Origin of the sequence: Streptomyces sp. NPDC056628 (assembly GCF_042792555.1) — a bacterium.
GTDB lineage: Bacteria > Actinomycetota > Actinomycetes > Streptomycetales > Streptomycetaceae > Streptomyces.
Window position 1 is genome coordinate 45497 of record NZ_JBHTWG010000013.1, and the last position, 18440, is coordinate 63936.

At 70.3% G+C, this 18440-nt stretch carries 19 protein-coding genes, 3 tRNA genes and 1 pseudogene; 8 read left to right on the top strand and 15 right to left on the bottom strand.

What is annotated here, in order from left to right:
* Positions 1-28: 28 nt before the first annotated feature.
* The 6 genes from ACFRAC_RS18150 to ACFRAC_RS18175 all read right to left on the bottom strand — a co-directional run bounded on the left by ACFRAC_RS18150 (position 29) and on the right by ACFRAC_RS18175 (position 2244).
* Positions 29-598: a TetR/AcrR family transcriptional regulator gene (locus ACFRAC_RS18150; RefSeq protein WP_382924853.1), complete on the bottom strand. Its 570-nt coding sequence runs from the start codon at positions 596-598 to the stop codon at positions 29-31.
* 151 nt (positions 599-749) lie between these two features.
* Entirely contained in the window at positions 750-1178 is a 429-nt protein-coding gene (locus tag ACFRAC_RS18155; protein WP_382924854.1) for a MaoC family dehydratase, read from the bottom strand.
* 5 nt (positions 1179-1183) lie between these two features.
* On the bottom strand, positions 1184-1642 hold the full coding sequence (locus ACFRAC_RS18160) for a MaoC family dehydratase N-terminal domain-containing protein (RefSeq protein WP_382924855.1): 459 nt from the start codon (positions 1640-1642) through the stop codon (positions 1184-1186).
* A 155-nt stretch (positions 1643-1797) separates the two neighbouring features.
* Positions 1798-1962: a 50S ribosomal protein L33 gene (rpmG, locus tag ACFRAC_RS18165; RefSeq protein WP_003948671.1), complete on the bottom strand. Its 165-nt coding sequence runs from the start codon at positions 1960-1962 to the stop codon at positions 1798-1800.
* Between the two features lie 90 nt (positions 1963-2052).
* Positions 2053-2125, bottom strand: a tRNA-Met gene (locus tag ACFRAC_RS18170).
* A 46-nt stretch (positions 2126-2171) separates the two neighbouring features.
* Positions 2172-2244, bottom strand: a tRNA-Thr gene (locus ACFRAC_RS18175).
* Positions 2245-2526: 282 nt separating this feature from the next.
* On the opposite strand from ACFRAC_RS18175, the gene ACFRAC_RS18180 reads away from it, so the two are divergent.
* Both ACFRAC_RS18180 and ACFRAC_RS18185 read left to right on the top strand, forming a co-directional pair.
* Positions 2527-3786, top strand: a complete 1260-nt coding sequence (locus tag ACFRAC_RS18180) for an amidohydrolase family protein (RefSeq protein ID WP_382924856.1) — start codon at positions 2527-2529, stop codon at positions 3784-3786.
* 127 nt (positions 3787-3913) lie between these two features.
* Complete coding sequence (locus ACFRAC_RS18185) at positions 3914-4570, top strand: SDR family oxidoreductase (RefSeq protein WP_382924857.1); 657 nt, start codon at positions 3914-3916, stop codon at positions 4568-4570.
* Between the two features lie 20 nt (positions 4571-4590).
* Here ACFRAC_RS18185 and ACFRAC_RS18190 read toward each other — a convergent pair whose 3' ends face one another.
* Positions 4591-4803 (bottom strand): hypothetical protein, encoded by a 213-nt coding sequence (locus tag ACFRAC_RS18190; RefSeq protein ID WP_382924858.1) that lies wholly within the window; start codon positions 4801-4803, stop codon positions 4591-4593.
* A gap of 72 nt (positions 4804-4875) precedes the next feature.
* Entirely contained in the window at positions 4876-5175 is a 300-nt protein-coding gene (locus tag ACFRAC_RS18195; protein WP_382924859.1) for a hypothetical protein, read from the bottom strand.
* A 370-nt stretch (positions 5176-5545) separates the two neighbouring features.
* On the opposite strand from ACFRAC_RS18195, the gene ACFRAC_RS18200 reads away from it, so the two are divergent.
* From ACFRAC_RS18200 to ACFRAC_RS18215, 4 genes and pseudogenes are all read left to right on the top strand, one after another.
* On the top strand, positions 5546-6130 hold the full coding sequence (locus ACFRAC_RS18200; RefSeq protein ID WP_382924860.1) for an NADPH-dependent FMN reductase: 585 nt from the start codon (positions 5546-5548) through the stop codon (positions 6128-6130).
* A gap of 867 nt (positions 6131-6997) precedes the next feature.
* On the top strand, positions 6998-8401 hold the full coding sequence (locus ACFRAC_RS18205; RefSeq protein ID WP_382924861.1) for an FG-GAP repeat protein: 1404 nt from the start codon (positions 6998-7000) through the stop codon (positions 8399-8401).
* A 14-nt stretch (positions 8402-8415) separates the two neighbouring features.
* On the top strand, positions 8416-9780 hold the full coding sequence (locus ACFRAC_RS18210; protein WP_382924862.1) for an FG-GAP and VCBS repeat-containing protein: 1365 nt from the start codon (positions 8416-8418) through the stop codon (positions 9778-9780).
* Positions 9781-9849: 69 nt separating this feature from the next.
* Positions 9850-10397, top strand: a pseudogene (locus ACFRAC_RS18215) (site-specific integrase); the annotation flags it as partial.
* A gap of 155 nt (positions 10398-10552) precedes the next feature.
* Here the strand turns inward: ACFRAC_RS18215 and ACFRAC_RS18220 are convergent.
* Positions 10553-10634, bottom strand: a tRNA-Tyr gene (locus tag ACFRAC_RS18220).
* Positions 10635-10856: 222 nt separating this feature from the next.
* Between ACFRAC_RS18220 and ACFRAC_RS18225 the strand changes: the two genes are divergently transcribed.
* Positions 10857-11345, top strand: coding sequence for a YajQ family cyclic di-GMP-binding protein (locus ACFRAC_RS18225; RefSeq protein ID WP_361348378.1), 489 nt, complete (start codon positions 10857-10859; stop codon positions 11343-11345).
* Positions 11346-11505: 160 nt separating this feature from the next.
* On the opposite strand, the gene ACFRAC_RS18230 is transcribed toward ACFRAC_RS18225, so the two are convergent.
* Entirely contained in the window at positions 11506-11772 is a 267-nt protein-coding gene (locus ACFRAC_RS18230; RefSeq protein WP_382924863.1) for a GlsB/YeaQ/YmgE family stress response membrane protein, read from the bottom strand.
* Positions 11773-11920: 148 nt separating this feature from the next.
* On the opposite strand from ACFRAC_RS18230, the gene ACFRAC_RS18235 reads away from it, so the two are divergent.
* A complete protein-coding gene (locus tag ACFRAC_RS18235) occupies positions 11921-13186 on the top strand; it encodes an APC family permease (RefSeq protein ID WP_382924864.1) in 1266 nt (421 codons plus the stop codon).
* 19 nt (positions 13187-13205) lie between these two features.
* On the opposite strand, the gene ACFRAC_RS18240 is transcribed toward ACFRAC_RS18235, so the two are convergent.
* The 5 genes from ACFRAC_RS18240 to ACFRAC_RS18260 all read right to left on the bottom strand — a co-directional run bounded on the left by ACFRAC_RS18240 (position 13206) and on the right by ACFRAC_RS18260 (position 18437).
* Entirely contained in the window at positions 13206-13775 is a 570-nt protein-coding gene (locus ACFRAC_RS18240) for an SMI1/KNR4 family protein (RefSeq protein WP_382924865.1), read from the bottom strand.
* 107 nt (positions 13776-13882) lie between these two features.
* On the bottom strand, positions 13883-14278 hold the full coding sequence (locus ACFRAC_RS18245) for a YccF domain-containing protein (RefSeq protein WP_382924866.1): 396 nt from the start codon (positions 14276-14278) through the stop codon (positions 13883-13885).
* Positions 14275-15135, bottom strand: a complete 861-nt coding sequence (gene htpX / locus ACFRAC_RS18250) for a zinc metalloprotease HtpX (protein WP_382924867.1) — start codon at positions 15133-15135, stop codon at positions 14275-14277. The genes ACFRAC_RS18245 and htpX overlap by 4 nt, the downstream gene beginning before the upstream one ends.
* A gap of 207 nt (positions 15136-15342) precedes the next feature.
* Positions 15343-16866, bottom strand: a complete 1524-nt coding sequence (locus tag ACFRAC_RS18255) for an NADH-quinone oxidoreductase subunit N (RefSeq protein WP_382924868.1) — start codon at positions 16864-16866, stop codon at positions 15343-15345.
* Positions 16863-18437 carry a NuoM family protein gene (locus ACFRAC_RS18260; protein WP_382924869.1) on the bottom strand — a complete coding sequence of 525 codons (1575 nt, stop codon included), beginning with the start codon at positions 18435-18437 and terminating at the stop codon, positions 16863-16865. The genes ACFRAC_RS18255 and ACFRAC_RS18260 overlap by 4 nt, the downstream gene beginning before the upstream one ends.
* Between the last annotated feature and the right edge of the window lie 3 nt (positions 18438-18440).

Below are 18440 nucleotides of genomic sequence, written 5' to 3' on the forward strand. Positions count from 1 at the left end.
AGAGCGCGGCGACGCCCGCCGCCCTCCCCTACGATCCGCTCTCGTTCCCGTCCCCCTCGGCGGGCGCCATGCCCGCCCAGACCCGGTGATCCGGCGGGAAACCCATGGCCACCAGGCAGTTGATGAGCATCCCGTACGCCATGAAGGTGGTCGTCTCCTGGACGTCCGCCCCCAGCGACAGGTGCACGGTGTCCCACAGGCGCATCCAGCCGGCCCGCACGGCCTCGCCGAACTCGTGGTCGCCCTCCTGCTCGGCGGCGGCCACGGCGAGGAACATCTGCATCTGCATCATCAGCCGCTCGGGCTGCTCGGAGACCATCCGGCGGTAGGCCTCACCCATGGCGTGCAGGGCCTCCTCGCCCTCCACCCCTTCGGCGGCCTCGGCGAAGACCCGGTGGATGTCCTCCACGCACTGCTCGGCCGCGGCCAGGAAGATCGCCCGCTTGCCCGGGAAGAGGCGGAAGAGATACGGCTGCGAGACACCGACCCGCTTGGCGATCGTCTCGGTGGACGTGCCGTGGTAGCCACCCCGCGCGAACTCGGCCATGGCCGCCCGCACGACGCTCTCGCGCCTCTCCTCCGCACTCATCCTGACCATGCTGAGAAGTTAGTACTCAATCACTAACCGAGTCAACCGCACTTCGGGGTGATCTGCGGGGGCAGGGGAAAGGGGCGCCCCACCAGGCAGGACGCCCCTCACACGCGTGTACGCGCGTTTCAAGCCAAGTGTGCGTCACGCCACGCGTGCGTCACGCCAGCTGGACGACCGCCCGGGACATGCCGAGCACCTTCAGCCCGGCGCTCATCACGGTCAGGTCCACGCGGACCTTGTTGTCGTCCAGCTTGGCCGCGACCTTGCCGCTGACCTCGATCGTGGCGCCCTTGTCGTCGTTCGGGACGACGACGGGCTTGGTGAAGCGGACGCCGTACTCGACGACCGCCGCCGGGTCGCCTGTCCAGTCGGTGACCACACGGATCGCCTCCGCCATGGTGAACATGCCGTGCGCGATGACGTCCGGGAGCCCGACCTCCTTGGCGAACTTCTCGTTCCAGTGGATCGGGTTGAAGTCGCCGGAGGCGCCCGCGTACTGCACCAGCGTGGCGCGGGTCACGGGAAAACTCTGGGCGGGCAGCTCGGTGCCGACCTCGACCTCGTCGTACGCGATCTTCGCCGTCATCGGTCTCAGCCCTGTCCTTCCTCGGCCCCGCGCGCCACGAGCTTCGTCCAAGCGGTCACGACGTGCTCGCCGGCCTCGTCGTGGACCTCGCCGCGGACATCCAGGATGTCGTTGCCCGCCATGGTCTTGATGGCCTCGATCGTCGAGGTCACGGAGAGCCGGTCACCGGCGCGCACCGGGCGCGTGTAGGCGAACTTCTGGTCCCCGTGCACCACCCGGCTGTAGTCCAGGCCCAGCTGCGGGTCGGCGACGACCTGCCCGGCGGCCGCGAAGGTGATGGCGAAGACGAAGGTCGGCGGGGCGATCACATCGGGGTGACCGAACTCCTTGGCGGCCTCCGGGTCCGTGTAGACCGGGTTGGCGTCCCCCACCGCCACCGCGAACTCACGGATCTTCTCCCGCCCCACCTCGTAGGGCTCGGTGGGCGAGTAGGTCCGCCCCACGAAGGACTGGTCGAGCGCCATGGCCCGGCACCTCCTGGTGTCTGCTGCGAATGTCCTGACGCAGCTTCGATTGTCCTGAATCCGGCGCCCGGTCGGCCGGAACCGACCGGTAACCGGGCCGGAAACGACGCGAGGCCGCCCCCATGATCGGGGACGGCCTCGCGTACGAGCCTGATTTATCGCGTTTCGCGGTGCGCGGTGTGCGCGTTGCAACGCGGGCAGTGCTTCTTCATCTCAAGACGGTCCGGGTTGTTACGCCGGTTCTTCTTGGTGATGTAGTTCCGCTCCTTGCACTCCACGCAGGCCAGCGTGATCTTCGGGCGGACGTCGGTGGCAGCCACGTGAGTGCTCCTAAGACGAACAGATGGACTGATTCAACGCAAGAAAGAGTAGCCGATCGAAGGACCGACCCCGCAATCGGCTACTGTCAGTAGCGGTGACCGGACTTGAACCGGTGACACAGCGATTATGAGCCGCTTGCTCTACCGACTGAGCTACACCGCTGTGATGCGATCAGTCCCCGTCTTGCGACGGGAACCCCTCACACCAGAGCCCCAAAACGGAATCGAACCGTTGACCTTCTCCTTACCATGGAGACGCTCTACCGACTGAGCTATTGGGGCGAGCGATGAAGACATTACACGGTCTGCCGCCGTTCGCCCAAATCCGTTTCCCGGCCCCCGTCCACAGCCGAACACCGGGCCGAACGCCCGCCTCCGGGACCGTGCCGCCGACCTGCCGGCGGCCCGACACGACGGGCCACACCGGTACGACTATTGCGCTCCTGCGCGCCAGGGCCGCACGGCCACCCTAGGCTCGACTCACTCTGCGTGATCTTGCATGCCCGGCGCAGTGCCCCGGCAGGGTCCCGCAGCGCCGATGCGCAGCCCGAGCCCTGGAGCGCGATGCCCGACAGCCACCCCCAGCCGCCCCCCTCGTCCTCCTCGCCGGGACCCGCCGACCCGGGCTCCCTCCTGCTGTGCGGCGCACACCTCACCGACGGCCGGACCGTCGACGTACGGCTGAGCGGCGGGCGCATCGAGGCGGTGGGGACGGCCGGGAGCCTGACCGGGGACGGCACACGCGCGTGCGGATCCCGAGTGGACCTGACCGGATACCTGCTCCTGCCGGCCCCGGCCGAACCGCACGCCCACGGCGACACCGCCCTCTCCGCCGACGACCGGGACGGGCCCGTGTCCTACGACGCCGAGGACGTCCAGCGCCGGGCCACCGAGGCGGCCCTGCTCCAGCTCGGCCACGGCACGACCGCGCTGCGGGCCCACGTGCACGTGGGCGACGTCCAGGAACTGAACGCGCTCGCCGCCGTCCTGCAGGCACGGCGTTCCTTGCGCGGGCTCACGGAGTTGACGACGGTCGCCATGCCCCGGCTGCTCACCGGTGTGGCGGGGGCGGACGGGCTGGCCATACTGCGGGACGCGCTGAAGATGGGCGCCTCGGTCGTCGGCGGCTGCCCCGACCTCGACCCCGATCCGACCGGGTACGTCGAGGCCGTCCTGGAGGTCGCATCCGAGCACGGCTGCCCCGTCGACCTGCACACCGACGCCGCCGACCCGGCGCGGCTGTCCCGTCTCGCCGCGATGGCGGGCGGCCTGCGCCCCGGAGTCACGCTGAGCCCCTGCGGCGCCCTGGGGCGCCTGCCCACGGACGTGGCCTCCCGCACCGCCGACCAGCTCGCCGCGGCCGGGGTCACCGTGGTGTGCCTGCCCCAGGGCGGCTGCGGGGGCGCGGAACGCCGCGGCACAGCGCCCGTACGGCTGCTGCGCGCCGCCGGGGTCCGGGTCGCCGCCGGAAGCGGCGCCCTGCAGGACGTCTCCAACCCGGTGGGCCGCGGCGACCCGTTCGAGGCCGCCTACCTGCTCGCCTCCCGCCACGGGCTGCGCCCCGAGGACGCGTACGACTGCGTGAGCGCGTCGGCACGCGCGGTGCTGGGCCTGCCGGAGGTCCGCGTGGAGGCGGGCTTCCCGGCCGAACTGCTGGCGGTACGCGGGGAACGCCTCGCGGCGGCGCTGTCCTTGGCCTACAGCCGGATCGTGGTGCACCGGGGCCGCGTGGTGGCCCGCACGAGCGCCGTACGGGAGTACTGCAACTCGGCCGCGGCGGCGGAACTGGGGCTGCCGCGGCAAGGACGGGGGGAGCCGTCGTGAGGGCGGGGCGTACGGCTGTTCGTCACGGGACTCGCCGACTGCTGGTTCGCCGGGACGTGTTCGCCGACATGGGTGACTGGCCGGCGTCGTGCGGCGGATGAGGTCGGCCGGGCGTACGGTCGAAGGCATGCGCATTGTCATCGCTGGTGGTCATGGTCAGATCGCGCTGCGGCTGGAGCAGTTGCTCTCCGCGCGTGGTGACGAGGTCGCGGGGATCATCCGCAAGGCCGAACAGAGCGACGATCTGCGGGAGGCCGGCGCCGAACCCGTGGTGCTGGACCTGGAGTCGGCGTCGGTCGAGGAGGTGGCCGAATCTCTTCAGGGCGCCGACGCGGCGGTGTTCGCGGCCGGGGCGGGCCCGGGCAGCGGGTCCGACCGCAAGGACACGGTGGACAAGGGCGCGGCGGTCCTCTTCTCGGACGCGGCGGTCCGGGCGGGCGTACGCCGCTTCCTGGTCGTCTCCTCGATGGGCGCCGACCCGGCGCACGAGGGCGACGAGCTCTTCGACGTCTACCTGCGCGCCAAGGGGGCCGCCGACGAGTACGTCCGCTCCCAGGAAGCCCTGGACTGGACGATCCTGCGGCCCGGAATGCTGACGAACGACGCCGGAACGGGCCTGGTCCGCCTGGAGGCCCGCACCGGCCGCGGCCCGATCCCCCGCGACGATGTGGCCGCCGTGCTGGCGGAGTTGCTCGACACTCCGGCGACCGCGGGCCTGACGCTCGAAGTGATCAGCGGCTCCATTCCCGTGTCGGTGGCGGTGAAGTCCGTGGCGGGTAACTGAGACACGTCCTGCGGTGCCGCTCAGAACAACGGCAACTGCCCGGGGAAGTCGGGCACGACGTACCCGTCCAAGGCGGGCTGAGCGGCGCCGAGTTGTGTCTGCCGCCGGGACCCCGGGCAGGACACGAGTCCCCCGTTCTCCCGCGCGCCGGGCGGATCGTGCCGGGCGAACCGGCCGGCGACGACGGCGATCTCTCGACGGCATTCGGGACAACGTCTGCGAGGCGTGGCCATGGGGCCAGTGTGCCCCGCCGGATCACCGGGAACGCGACAGCCCTCCGGGGCAACGGAGCCCAGAGGGGATCCTCATGGGAGCAGTTCCGTGCCCGCGCGTGTTGGGCGGTTGAGGGCGACCGCCGTGCGGAAGCGCCGCTTCACCGCGTCGTCCATGATGAGGCCGGCCATGTCCGAGACCATGCGGAGCGCCGTACGGGTGTGCCGTTCGGCGGTGGTGACGTCTCCGTGGCGCAGCAGGATCCGCTCGAGAAACGAGTGGGCCGCGATCTCGCTGCGGATCATCCCGCTGCGCTCCGTCTCCGCGCGGGTGTCGGTGGCGAGGCCGCGCGCCTGCTCCCGATGCCGTGGGGAGCCGTCGGCGGTGTTCAACAGGACTTCGGCGACGAGGTTCCGAACGATCGGGTCAAGGTCGGCCAGCCAGGTCCGCTCGGTCTCCGCCCAGGCGCGGGAGACGGCCTCCAGGGCTTCCGTACGGCGGACGGGCTGTACTGAGCACAGGTGAGCGAGGAGCGCGCGGTGCTGTAAGCGTGCCAGCCGCTGCTACCCCCTACCTCTCCCCGTTGTCAGCTGCATTCCAGCCAGCAGGCGGGGGCCGACGGTGCAGACCGGGATGATTGCCGGGCGGGCGCGGGTCATGACAGGCGGACACCAAAAGTAGCGGATATGTTACTAAAAGTATCTAGTTGCGTGGGTTGGTCGGCCCATGGAGCCGATGGCCTGGACAGAGACGGAGCACTGCATGACCAAGATTGCCATCGTCCTGGGGAGCACCCGGCCCGGCCGCAACGGGGAGGCAGTTGCCCGTTGGGTGCACGAGGCCGCCTCGAAGCGCGAGGATGCCCAGTTCGAGCTGGTCGACATCGGAGAGTTCAACCTGCCGCTGCTCGACGAGCCGGTGCCGCCCTCGATGGGCCAGTACAGCAAGGATCACACCCGGCGGTGGGCCGCGAAGATCGCCGAGTTCGACGGATACGTGTTCGTCACTCCGGAGTACAACCACGGCACCTCGGGGGCGCTGAAAAACGCCCTGGACTACCTGTACGTCGAATGGAACAACAAGGCTGCCGGGTTCGTCGGCTACGGCAGCGCCGGCGGAACTCGCGCAGTCGAGCAGCTGCGCCTGATCATGTCTGAACTGCAGATCGCGACCGTGCGTGCCCAGGTCTCGCTGTCGCTGTTCACCGACTTCGAGAACTTCTCCACCTTCAAGCCCTCCTCTCAGCATGATCAGCCGCTGGCCACGATGCTCGACCAGGTGATCTCGTGGAGCCAGGCCATGAGGTCCACCCGGAACCTGGAGAGCCTGGAGCAGTACCGGTCCTAGCTGCGCATCCGTCCGGGGGTGTATGCAGAGGTGGGGTGCCCTGGCCCGATCCGCCACCGACGGGTCGGGGCGCTCCCTGTCATCTGCGGGATGCCGGGACCAAGACTTCCAGGCAACCGCATGATCAAGTTCACTACGCGGGCCACGACCGTGCCAGAACGGGTGGGGAACAGCGGGGAGCGGCGGTACTGAGGTGAGCCGGGAACGAGAACGGCCCCTGACCAAACTTACTGGTCAGGGGCCGATTCCCGTGAGGGTGGCGGCGCCAGGATTCGAACCTGGGAAGGCTGAGCCGTCCCATTTACAGCCGGCTCACCAGCCCACCGCTCAACTGGCCGGATGGAGAAGTAGTCGCCGACCGGGGGACGCCTGGGGGATTGCTGCTCGTCCTGAAGCAACCCAGGCGGGGGCTGCCTTGGGTTGGTGTGGTCCCCACCTGCGCTGATGGTGCGTACGCGTCCGTGCTCGTCCGCCGGTGTACGTCAGTGTTGCCACGCAGCTGGAGACTCCCCGCCGCTCCTCCCGATCCGCGAGGCCCTCAGCCACCACGTCTCCCCGGGGGCGACCGACCTGCGCTGTACGAGATCCTGCGCCCCGGCTACCGCGTCGGTTACCGCCTGGCTGCGTCCGGCCCACGCCGAGGTCACCGGACCCCCCTCAGCCCGAGGGGACGGCGACCTCGGCGTGACGGCCGTACTGGGTCCTGCTCTCGCTGGTGGTGGACCGCGGCCATCACCGTCTGGTGAACCTCGAAAATGCTTCGAAGGCACATACAACCCTCGGGCCTCGACGTGAGTTTCTTGATCGCATATCGACCGCGGATGCCCTGACTCCGGCATCCCGCATGCCGCAGCCAGGAGAACCTGCATGCCCCAGCTCGATACCCCCATGCACAAGCACCACCTACGACTCGCCCTCGCGACGGCCACCGCGGCCGCGCTGACGGGCGGTCTGCTCTCGGTTGCGGCCACCCCGGCGGCGGCCGCAACCGGCCAGTACAGCGCCGACTTCAACGGCGACGGCTACAAGGACGCCGTCGCCCCGGCCCCCGAGGCCACCGTCGGCGGCAAGTGGCACGCGGGCGCCGTCGGCATCGTGTACGGCGGACCGGGCGGCGTCGGCCGTACCGCGTCCGTCAGCCAGAACAGTTCCGACGTCCCCGGATCCGCCGAGGAGGAGGACTGGTTCGGCGCCGCGGTGGCGGTCGGCGACTTGAACAAGGACGGCTACAGCGACCTGGTGGTCGGTTCCCCGTACGAGTCGGTCGGTGACGACGAGAGCGCCGGCGCGGTGGTGATCGTCTGGGGTTCGGCGAGCGGCCTGAAGGGGGCCACCACCGTGAAGGACCCGGCGCCGACCCGGCACGACGACTGGGGACAGGCCCTCGCAATCGGCGACTTCACCGGCGACGGAAGGCCCGACCTCGCGGTCGGCGCCACCGGCACCACCCAGTGGATCAACAAGGGCGCCTTCAGCAGGTCCGGTTCGACCGGCGCGAAGATCACGTACACGACGTCGTGGACCGGCGGCGCGGGCGTCCTGCGCCTCACCGCCGGCAAGGTGAACACCGACGCCAAGGCCGACCTGGTCATCGGCGGCCACACCAAGATCGGCTCGGAGCGCTACCTCGACCACAACCACCTGTACTACGGCACGGCTTCGGCTCCGACCAGGAAGAGCGAACTGCCGTACGGCACCAAGCTCGCCATCGCCGACCTGAACAAGGACGGCTACGGCGACATCGTCACCGGCTGGACGCAGACCGCGACCGGCGGCGACCTGGCGGCCACCGGCCGGGCCCGTATCTCGTACGTCTCGTCCTCCGGCGTCTCCTCCAGTGCCGGCCTGCCCTGGCCGGGCATCCCGTCCGCCGGCGACATCAACGGCGACGGCTACAAGGACCTGGCACTCGGCGACCCCGAGGACTCGACCGATGACGTCGCCAGCGGAGCCGTCCGCATCCTCTACGGCACCGCCCGGGGCCTCACGTCCGACGCCGTCACGCTCACACAGAACGCTGCCGGCGTCCCCGGCAGCGGCGAGCGCAACGACTTCTTCGGCGACGGCACGCTGCTCACCGACCTGAACAAGGACGGCAAGGCCGACCTGCTGGCCGGCTCGGACGGCGAGAACGACTTCAACGGCAACGTCACCGTCCTGAAGGGCTCGACCTCCGGTATCACGACCTCCGGCGCGACGACGTACGGCCCGAGCGCCTTCGGCATCTCCACCACCGACGACCCCAGCCTCGGCCGCGACCTGACCGGCTGACCCAAGGAGCCCCCATGCGCAGACCCACCCCCGCGGTCCTGAAGGCCGCACTCCTCGCCTCCGCCCTGACCCCGCTCGCCTTGAGCACGCCGGCCTCGGCGGCGGTCGCCAAGCACTACGACGACTTCAACGGCGACGGATACCGCGACGTGGCGTACGGCGGTTACGAACGGATCAACCACCCCGGCGGCGCCGTCACCGTCGTCTACGGCAAGGCCGGCGGCCTCGACACCTCGCACACCCAGGTCATCGACCAGGACACCTCCGGTATCCCGGGCGCGGGCGAGGAGGACGACATGTTCGGCGAGAGCATCACAAGTGCCGACCTCAACAAGGACGGGTACGCGGACCTGGTCGTCGGCAACTCGACGGAGCACGTGGGCAGCGCCCAGTACCGCGGCACGGTGACCGTGGTGTGGGGCTCCGCCTCCGGCCTGTCCGGTGGCACGACCATCAGCCCGAAGTCCGGCGCGAGCGGCTCCCGGGCCCACTTCGGCGGCGACCTCGCCGCCGGCGACTTCAACGGCGACGGTTCGCCCGACCTCACGGTCCTCGGCGGAGGGGACGCCTGGCTGTACCGAGGCCCGTTCACCAAGTCGGGCACCACCGGCAGCGTCTCGGAGATCGACAAGCCGGACGCGATCTGGAACTCGTACGGCCTCGCCGCCGGAAAGGTCAACGGCGACGGCAAGACCGACCTCGTGGTCCTCGGCGAGCAGGGATCCGACAGCGCCGTACAGCTGCGCGCCTGGTTCCTCAAGGGCACCTCCACCGGCCTGGCCTCCGGCACGTCCAAGACCCTCGACAGCGACTGGAACGGCGGCCTCGGCGCGAACGCCGCCATCGGGGACTTCGACAAGGACGGCTACGGCGACATCGCCCTCGCCCAGCCCGACCGCGACCACGGCAAGGGCGCGGTGACCGTCTGGCGCGGCACCTCGTCGGGCCCGAACGGCTCGACGACGTTCACGCAGGCCACCTCCGGCGTCTCCGGCTCCCCCGAGACCGACGACGACTTCGGCTACGACGTCTCGGCCGCCGACACCAACGGTGACGGCTACGCGGACCTGGCGGTCGGCGTCCCGCACGAGGACGTGAACGGCATGGAGGACCAGGGCGGCGTCCACGTCTTCCGGGGCGGATCCGGCGGCCTGAGCGGTTCGCGTTCCTCCTGGATCCCGCAGACGGTGCAGGGCGCGGCCGACTCGAACGTGGGCTTCGGCTACACCCTCCGCCTGCGCGACGTGACGGGTGACGGCAAAGCGGACCTGGGCATCGGGGCGGCGGAGTTGAGCGTCCTGCTCCGCGGCACGAGCACCGTCCCGACAGCCACCGGGCTGATGGAACTGCCCTCGATGGGCGGGGACTTCAGCGGCTGAGGTGACGTGCGAGGCGGAGGGCCCGGTGCGCTGACGCTGCTCATCACATCGGGCCCGCCGTGGCCGCCGGCCTTTCCGAGTGCCGTGAGGGGAGGGCGAGTTACCCGATCTGATCCGGCTGAAGGTCCCCGGCTGGCACACCTACGGGAGACCCTCCCCCGGTCAGGGTCCGCGTGGACCGACAGCGGAGAGGCCCACGACAAACGCAGGCTCAAGCATCGGCCCCGTAGGGCGGTCCGCACGGCCCCGATCCCCCCGACCTGGTTGCGCTGCTTCGCTGGCCCGTCATGGCCTACGGCGTCGCGCCCGGTGGCCGGCTGTTCCGTACTCAGCGTGGGGGACTCATCCAAGACACCGGGTACGGCGAAGTGTGGGCAGAGGCGCGAGCAGGCGCACTCACCCCCACTCAGCGCGCCTCACTGCTGGCCAAGCGCCCTTATGATCTTCGCCACGCCGCCGTCTCCACATGGCTCAGGTCCGGGGTCGAACCACAGGTAGTGGCCGCTCGCGCTGGCCACAGCGTGGCCGTTCTCTTCCGTGTCTGCGCCAAGTGTCTCGACGGCGCCGCCGCCAACGCCAACGCACGGATTGAGGCTGCTCTCAGGAATGGCAGGTAGCAGCCGGAAAGGTGCCCCACGTCTGCCCGCACCGGCTGGTCAGCACGTGAATCACAATGAGACACAGTGGGGCAAAGCACCCACATGCACGCTTGAGGTACGACGAAAGGGTCTGCGACCAGCATTGCTGCTGTTCACAGACCCTTTCGGTCGTGTGGCGGCGCCAGGATTCGAACCTGGGAAGGCTGAGCCGGCAGATTTACAGTCTGCTCCCTTTGGCCGCTCGGGCACACCGCCGGGGTCGCTGCCGTTCGAACCGCTCTTCGGCGGTGCGCCCTGGCAACGACGTAAACAATACCCGATGCCGAGGGGTGCTTCGCCACCCGATTGATCGCCACCCGGGGGACCCGGGGTGGCTAGGCTTGTCGGGATGCGGCCCGAGGTCCGCCCCGGGCTCGGCGGCCACCCCCACGCCCGCCGACGCACCCATTCGCACCCCGATACAAGGAGCCACAGGACATGGCCGACTCCAGTTTCGACATCGTCTCGAAGGTCGAGCGGCAGGAGGTCGACAACGCCCTCAACCAGACCGCCAAGGAGATCTCGCAGCGCTACGACTTCAAGGGCGTGGGTGCCTCGATCTCGTGGTCCGGGGAGAAGATCCTCCTGGAGGCGAACTCCGAGGACCGGGTGAAGGCTGTCCTCGACGTCTTCCAGTCCAAGCTGATCAAGCGCGGCATCTCGCTGAAGGCCCTGGACGCGGGCGAGCCGCAGCTCTCGGGCAAGGAGTACAAGATCTTCGCGTCGATCGAGGAGGGCATCTCCCAGGAGAACGCGAAGAAGGTGGCGAAGATCATTCGCGACGAGGGCCCTAAGGGCGTGAAGGCGCAGGTCCAGGGTGACGAGCTGCGCGTCAGCTCCAAGAGCCGGGACGACCTCCAGACCGTGATCGCTCTGCTGAAGGGCAAGGACTTCGACTTCGCGCTGCAGTTCGTGAACTACCGGTGACCGTGAAGTCCCGGTGACCGGCTGAGCCGACGGAGTCAGAGGCTGGCTCGCCGGCCGGTCGGCTCCGGGGCAGGAAGGGTGAGCTCCCGTGTGGGGCTCACCCTTCTCGCGTTCCGGCCCCGGATACGGCGGCGTGGTGCCCGTGTCCGCGACCGCGCGGTCAGTCGCGTGAGTGGCCGAAGAAGATCCGGTAGGCGATCAGCAGTACCAGGGAACCGCCGATCGCCGACGCCCAGGTGGCGCCGTCGTAGAAGTCCTTGCTGATCGGGTGGTCCAGCCAGCGGGCCGAGATCCAGCCGCCGATGAACGCGCCCGCGATGCCGATGAGCGTGGTGCCGATGAAGCCGCCGGGGTCCCGGCCCGGCAGCAGGAACTTGGCGATGGCTCCGGCCAGCAGCCCCAGGAAGATCCAGCTGATGATCGTCATACCTCTGAACCTGCCCCTCCGCGCCATGCCTGCACATCTGCAGGAACTGTGATCTCCGGCGCGCTCGTCCTCGCACTGTTGCTGCTCCGTTGGTGAACAGGACGTATCGTCGGCGCCCGCCGGTTGCGGCGGTCATTAGGGTCGGGCCATGACTCGGTCCACCCCCGCCTCCCCTGCGCTGCTGCGTTCGCTCGGGGTCGGGGACGCCGTCGTCATCGGGCTCGGCTCGATGATCGGGGCCGGGATCTTCGCGGCACTCGCCCCGGCCGCCCGCGCGGCCGGCTCCGGCCTCCTGGCCGGGCTCGCGGTCGCCGCCGTCGTCGCGTACTGCAACGCCATGTCGTCGGCACGGCTGGCCGCCCGTTACCCGGCCTCGGGTGGAACGTACGTGTACGGGCGCGAGCGGCTCGGGGAGTTCTGGGGATACCTCGCAGGCTGGGCCTTCGTGGTCGGCAAGACGGCCTCCTGTGCGGCGATGGCGTTGACGGTCGGGGCGTACGTCTGGCCCGCTCAGGCGCACGCGATGGCGGTCGCGGCCGTGGTGGCGCTGACCGCGGTGAACTACGGCGGCGTGCAGAAGTCCGCCTGGCTGACGCGGGCGATCGTGTCGGTCGTTCTGGCTGTCCTCGCTTGTGTGGTGGTCGTGTGCCTGGGCTCCGGCCGCTCGGACGCCGGGCACCTGGGAGCCGGGGCCACGGGTGGCGTCAGCGGTGTCCTCCAGGCCGCCGGTCTGCTGTTCTTCGCGTTCGCCGGGTACGCGCGGATCGCGACCCTGGGTGAGGAGGTGCGGGACCCGGCCCGCACCATTCCCCGGGCGATCCCGCTCGCCCTGGGCGTGACCCTGGTGGTCTACGCGCTTGTCTCGGTGGCCGTCCTCTCCGTGCTCGGAGCCGGGGGGCTGGGGGATGCCGGTGCGCCGCTGACCGACGCCGTGCGAGCAGCCGGGGTGCCGGCGCTGGCCCCCGTCGTGCGGGTAGGAGCCGCCGTCGCGGCGCTGGGGTCGCTGCTCGCGCTGGTCCTGGGGGTCTCCCGTACGACGCTGGCCATGACCCGCGACCGGCATCTGCCCGGCGTGCTGGCCGCCGTCCATCCGCGCTTCCAGGTGCCGCACCGGGCGGAGCTGGCCGTCGGTGCGGTCGTCGCGGTCCTCGCCGCAACGGTGGACGTGAGGGGTGCGATCGGCTTCTCCTCCTTCGGTGTGCTCGCCTACTACGCGGTGGCCAACGCCTCGGCCTGGACGCTCGACTCGGCCCGTCGTTCACGCGTCGTGCCGGCGGTGGGGCTGGTCGGGTGTGCGGTGCTCGCCTTCTCCCTCCCGGTGGTCTCGGTCGTCGTGGGTTCGGGTGTGCTGGCGGTGGGGGTCGCCGTGTTCGGGGTGCGGTGGTGGGTGGGGCGGCGGTCGCCCCGGGCGTAGGGCGGCGGCTGGGCTCGCCTCAGGTGGTGGAGTGCGTGCAACCCGTGCGCAGGGGGAGGTCTGCCCACGGGGTCAGGTCCGTGTCGTCGTTCGCCTCCTCGTACCAGCCGGTGCCGTCGAGCCAGGCGCGCAGCCAGTCGGCGAGGCTCGGCGCGTCCACGTACCAGGCGTGGGCGGCGGCGTCGCCGTTCGGCTCGAAGAGGAGGACGGGAGCCTCGGGGCTGCGGCAGTCCACGCAGGCGTACATCGCGCAGCCCCAGTGGGATATCGGCAGGACCCCTTCGGGCCAGGGCCAGTCCGGGTTCGTGCGGGCGGCTTCCCGGTTGGCGAGGTACTGCGGGACGGCGGCGGGCTCACCGGCGGGAGGGTGGTCGAGCAGCGGCAACAGGCCGTACTCCGGGCCGAATCCACCGTCGCCTATGCGGAGATAGAGGTCGGCGAGGAGCGGGGGCAGGCTGAAGCCGAGGGCCGCCTCGGCGCGGGCCACGACAGCCGCGTCCACCGGCTCGGGGAGTGCCGGCCAGCCCCACGGACGGGTGTCGCGGGCCTCGTCCGCCACCCTCGTCAGCAACTGCTCGTTCTCTGTCATGCGTTCATGATGCAAGCCGCCACTGACAACGGGCCGGGGCTGTGGACAACCGGCGGACTGTGGACAGTCGGAGCCCGGACTGTGCGCAGTCGGGCTGCCGCCCCCGACTACCAGGTCGTCGCGAACGGCTTGTCCGTCGGCACGATCTCGCGTCCGAGCGGGAACAGCGACACCGGGATCAGCTTGAAGTTGGCGATGCCGAACGGGATGCCGATGATCGTCAGGCACAGCGCGAGGCCCGTGACGATGTGGCCGATGGCCAGCCACCAGCCGGCGAGGACCAGCCACAGGACGTTGCCGATGCAGGAGGGGGCTCCCGCGTCACGGCGCTCGACCGTGGTGTACCCGAAGGGCCACAGTGCGTAGACGCCGATGCGGAAGGCCGCGATGCCGAACGGGATGCCGATGATGGTGATGCACAGGACGAGGCCCGCCACCATGTAGGCAAGGAACAGCCAGAAGCCGCTCAGGACGAGCCAGATGACGTTCAGGATGGTCTTCACTGGTGGCCTGCCATCTTCTCGAGTCGGGCGATGCGCTCCGCCATCGGCGGGTGGGTGGAGAACATCTTCGCGAATCCCTGGCCGGGTCGGAACGGGTTCGCGATCATCATGTGGCTGGCGGTCTCGATACGGGGCTCGGGCGGCAGCGGCAGTTGCTTGGTGCCCATCTCCAGCTTGCGCAGGGCGCTGGCCAGAGCGAGCGGGTCTCCGGTGAGCTGGGCTCCGGACGCGTCCGCCTCGTACTCCCTGGACCGGCTGATGGCCAGCTGGATGATGGAGGCGGCCAGGGGCCCCAGGATCATGATCAGCAGCAGGCCGAGGATGCTGGGGCCGTCGTCGTCGTCCGAGCGGCCGATGGGGATCAGCCAGGCGAAGTTGACCAGGAACATGATCACCGAGGCGAGTGCACCGGCGACCGACGAGATCAGGATGTCGCGGTTGTACACATGGCTCAACTCGTGGCCGATGACACCGCGCAGCTCGCGCTCGTCGAGGAGGCGCAGGATGCCCTCGGTGCAGCACACCGCGGCGTTGCGTGGGTTCCGGCCGGTCGCGAACGCGTTCGGCGCCTCCGTCGGGGAGATGTAGAGACGGGGCATCGGCTGGCGGGCCTGGGTGGAGAGCTCGCGGACCATGCGGTACAGCACGGGTGCCTCGAACTCGCTGACCGGGCGGGCCCGCATCGCGCGCAGGGCGAGCTTGTCGCTGTTCCAGTACGCGTAGGCATTCGTCCCGAGGGCGACCAGGACCGCGACGACGAGCCCCATCCGGCCGAAGAAACTGCCGATGACGATGATGAGTGCGGACAGTCCCCCGAGGAGGACTGCGGTCCTGAGCCCGTTGTGCCGGCGGTGCACGGTACGCCCTCCAAATGGTGCGGCAGGGGAACCTTCACTGGTCGTCTGCGACGCCACCGGTGCCGTGGTGTCACGTCCAGTGGACCCTTCTGTACTGGTCAACGCCAGGCGAAGGTCACGGGTTCCCTGGTCGGTCGGCACCACCCCTGGGCTGTCCGGGTGAGGCCCCGGCGTACGCGGGCACGCGCGCGTGCCGGGGCCGCGGGGTCAGAAGAGCCCGGTGTCGGCGAAGCGCAGGACCAGCTGGGGCGCCCCGGACAGGGCGACGGCGATGACGCCGGTGAGGGCGATCGCTGCCGTCACCGGCGCGGCCGGGAGGTGCCGGACCTGTTCGCCCTCGGGAGCCCGGAACAGCAGGGCCGTCCACTGGAGGTAGTAGAACAGGGCGATCACGACGTTGACCGCCATCACCACGGCCAGCCAGCCCAGACCCGCGTCGACGGCGGCGGAGAAGACGGTGACCTTGGCGAACAGTCCGATGATCCCCGGCGGCAGCCCCGCGAGGCACAGCAGGAAGAAGGCCAGGACCAGGGCCGAGACGGGGTTGCGGGCGTACAGGCCGCGGTAGTCGCTGATCCGGTTCAGGGTCTTCGTACGGCCCACCAGTGCGGCCACCGCGAAGGCGCCCAGGTTCACGGCGCCGTACATGAGCGCGTAGGCCACGGTGGAGCCGATGGACCGCTCGGCGTCGCCGGAGTACGCGGCGGCGGCGATCGGTACGAGGAGGTAGCCGGCCTGGCCGACGGAGGACCAGGCGAGCAGGCGTACCGCGCTGTACGCGCGCGTGGCCTGCTGCCGCAGCGCACCGACGTTGCCGACGGTCATGGTGAGCGCGGCGAGTGCGGCGAGCGCCGGGCCCCAGACGTCGGCGTACGACGGCAGCGCGACGACGGTGACGAGGATCAGGCCGGTGAAGCCGACCGCCTTGCCGACGACCGACAGATAGGCGGCGACCGGCAGGGGCGCACCGATGTAGGTGTCCGGCACCCAGAAGTGGAAGGGCACGGCGGCCGTCTTGAAGGCGAAGCCGACCAGGGTGAGGACCACACCGGTCTGGGTGAGCGTCTGGAGCTGGCCGTCGACGTCCTGGATGCGTTCGGCGAGCCGGGTGAGGTGCAGGGTGCCCGTCGCGGCGTACACGAAGCTGATGCCCATGAGGCTGACCGCGGTGGCGGTGACCGACGACAGGAAGAACTTCAGGGCCGCCTCGGAGGACCTGCGCTCGCCCTGGCGGAGGCCGACCAGGGCGAACGCGGGCAGCGAGGCGACCTCGAGTGCGACGACGAGGGTCGCCAGGTCACGGGCGGCGGGCAGCAGCGCGGCTCCGGCGGCGGAGGACAGCAGCAGGAACCAGTACTCCCCTTCGGCCAGTTCCTTCCTGGCGTCCTTCAGGGCGGTGACCGAGAGGAGGGCCGCGAGAAGGGCGCCTCCCAGGACGAGGAACTGGATGACGAGGGTGAAGCGGTCGGCGGTGTAGCTGCACACGTCCGGGGCGCCGGTGAGGCAGAAGGTGGAGCGGTCGCCGTCCAGGAGCGGCAGCAGCAGGAGCGCGGAGGCCGTGAGTCCGGCCACGGACGCCCAGCCGAGCAGGGCTTTCCTGCCCTCGGGGACGAACAGGTCGGCGACGAGGACCGCGAGTGCCACGGCGGCCACGACGGTGGGCGGCGCGATGGCGAGCCAGTCGACGGACTGGACCAGCGACTCGGCGAGGGGCTGGGCCGGGGAGCTCATCGGGTGCCTCCTGCGAGGAGCTGCTGCACGGCCGGGTCGGTGAGGCCGAGGAGTGTCTTCGGCCAGAGGCCGGCGACGACGGTGAGGGCGACCAGCGGGGTCCAGGCCGCGAACTCGTAACTGTGGACGTCGGCGAGTCGCGGGCCGTCCTGCGGGACGGCGCCCATGCACACCCGGCGCACGACGACGAGCAGGTAGGCGGCCGTGAGGAGGGTGCCGAAGGCGCCGATCGCCATGAAGGTGAGGAAGGCCGGGCGGCTGAGGCCGGGCGCGGGGTCGAACGCCCCGAACAGTGCGAGCATCTCGCCCCAGAACCCGGCGAGCCCCGGCAGTCCCAGCGAGGCGACCGCCGCGAAGGCGAGCAGTCCGCCCAGGCGTGGGGCCTTGCCGTACAGCGCCGCGCCGGTCTCCTCGGCGAGGGCGTCGAGGTCGGTCGTGCCGGTCCGGTCCTTCAGCGCGCCGACCAGGAAGAACAGCAGGCCGGTGATGAGACCGTGGGCGATGTTGGCGAACAGGGCGCCGTTCACGCCGGTCGGGGTCATGGTGGCGATGCCGAGCAGGACGAAGCCCATGTGGCCGACCGACGAGTAGGCGATGAGGCGCTTGAGGTCGCCCTTCGCGCCCTGCTTGGCCAGGGCCAGGCAGGCCAACGATCCGTAGATGATGCCGACGACGGCGAAGGCGGCGAGGTAGGGCGCGAAGTCGGCGAAGCCGTCCGGGGCGATCGGCAGCAGGATGCGCACGAACCCGTAGGTGCCCATCTTCAGCAGGACGCCGGCCAGCAGGACCGAACCGACGGTCGGCGCCGCGGTGTGGGCGTCGGGCAGCCAGCTGTGCAGGGGCCACATCGGCGTCTTGACGGCCAGCCCGAGACCGATCGCCAGAACAGCGACGACCTGCACGGACGCGGTCAGTGACCGGCCGTTGTCAGTGGCGAGTGCCACCATGTCGAACGTGCCCGCCTTGAGGCCGATCAGGAGCAGGCCGAGCAGCATCACGACGGAGCCGAGCAGCGTGTAAAGGATGAACTTCCAGGCGGCCGCGGCCCGGCCCTCGCCGCCCCAGCGGGCGATGAGGAAGTACATCGGGATGAGGACCGTCTCGAAAGCGAGGAAGAAGAGCAGCAGGTCGAGGACGGCGAAGGTGGCGAGGGTGCCGCCTTCCAGCAGGAGCAGCAGGGCGACGAACGCCTTCGGGGTGGGGCCGGAAGGCGTCTTGAAGTACGAGTAGAGCGCGCAGAGGAAGGTCAGCATCGCGGTCAGGACCAGAAGGGGGAGGGAGATGCCGTCGACGCCGAGGTGGATGCGCACGTCGAGTGCCGGGATCCAGCTGATGTCCGTATTGGCCTGCATCTTCGACGGCTGGTCGTGGTCGAAGCCGAACGCGAGGACGATCGCGGCGACGAGTACCACGCCGGTCACGGTCACGCCGTGCCGGAGCACCGCCCGCTCGGGTGACTTCCCCTTCAGCCCGGGCGGAGCGGGCAGGAGGGCGGCGGCCGCGCCGAGGAGCGGCCCGACGACGACGAACGCCAGAAGGAACTGCATCACGGACTCGCTGATATCGATCACGCC

Bases quoted from the DNA above. Each gene is read 5' to 3' on its own strand.
- ACFRAC_RS18150 (WP_382924853.1), bottom strand. From the start codon at position 598: ATGGTCAGGATGAGTGCGGAGGAGAGGCGCGAGAGCGTCGTGCGGGCG.
- ACFRAC_RS18155 (WP_382924854.1), bottom strand. From the start codon at position 1,178: ATGACGGCGAAGATCGCGTACGACGAGGTCGAGGTCGGCACCGAGCTG.
- ACFRAC_RS18160 (WP_382924855.1), bottom strand. From the start codon at position 1,642: ATGGCGCTCGACCAGTCCTTCGTGGGGCGGACCTACTCGCCCACCGAG.
- ACFRAC_RS18180 (WP_382924856.1), top strand. From the start codon at position 2,527: ATGCCCGACAGCCACCCCCAGCCGCCCCCCTCGTCCTCCTCGCCGGGA.
- ACFRAC_RS18185 (WP_382924857.1), top strand. From the start codon at position 3,914: ATGCGCATTGTCATCGCTGGTGGTCATGGTCAGATCGCGCTGCGGCTG.
- ACFRAC_RS18190 (WP_382924858.1), bottom strand. From the start codon at position 4,803: ATGGCCACGCCTCGCAGACGTTGTCCCGAATGCCGTCGAGAGATCGCC.
- ACFRAC_RS18200 (WP_382924860.1), top strand. From the start codon at position 5,546: ATGACCAAGATTGCCATCGTCCTGGGGAGCACCCGGCCCGGCCGCAAC.
- ACFRAC_RS18205 (WP_382924861.1), top strand. From the start codon at position 6,998: ATGCCCCAGCTCGATACCCCCATGCACAAGCACCACCTACGACTCGCC.
- ACFRAC_RS18210 (WP_382924862.1), top strand. From the start codon at position 8,416: ATGCGCAGACCCACCCCCGCGGTCCTGAAGGCCGCACTCCTCGCCTCC.
- ACFRAC_RS18225 (WP_361348378.1), top strand. From the start codon at position 10,857: ATGGCCGACTCCAGTTTCGACATCGTCTCGAAGGTCGAGCGGCAGGAG.
- ACFRAC_RS18230 (WP_382924863.1), bottom strand. From the start codon at position 11,772: ATGACGATCATCAGCTGGATCTTCCTGGGGCTGCTGGCCGGAGCCATC.
- ACFRAC_RS18235 (WP_382924864.1), top strand. From the start codon at position 11,921: ATGACTCGGTCCACCCCCGCCTCCCCTGCGCTGCTGCGTTCGCTCGGG.
- ACFRAC_RS18240 (WP_382924865.1), bottom strand. From the start codon at position 13,775: ATGACAGAGAACGAGCAGTTGCTGACGAGGGTGGCGGACGAGGCCCGC.
- ACFRAC_RS18255 (WP_382924868.1), bottom strand. From the start codon at position 16,866: ATGAGCTCCCCGGCCCAGCCCCTCGCCGAGTCGCTGGTCCAGTCCGTC.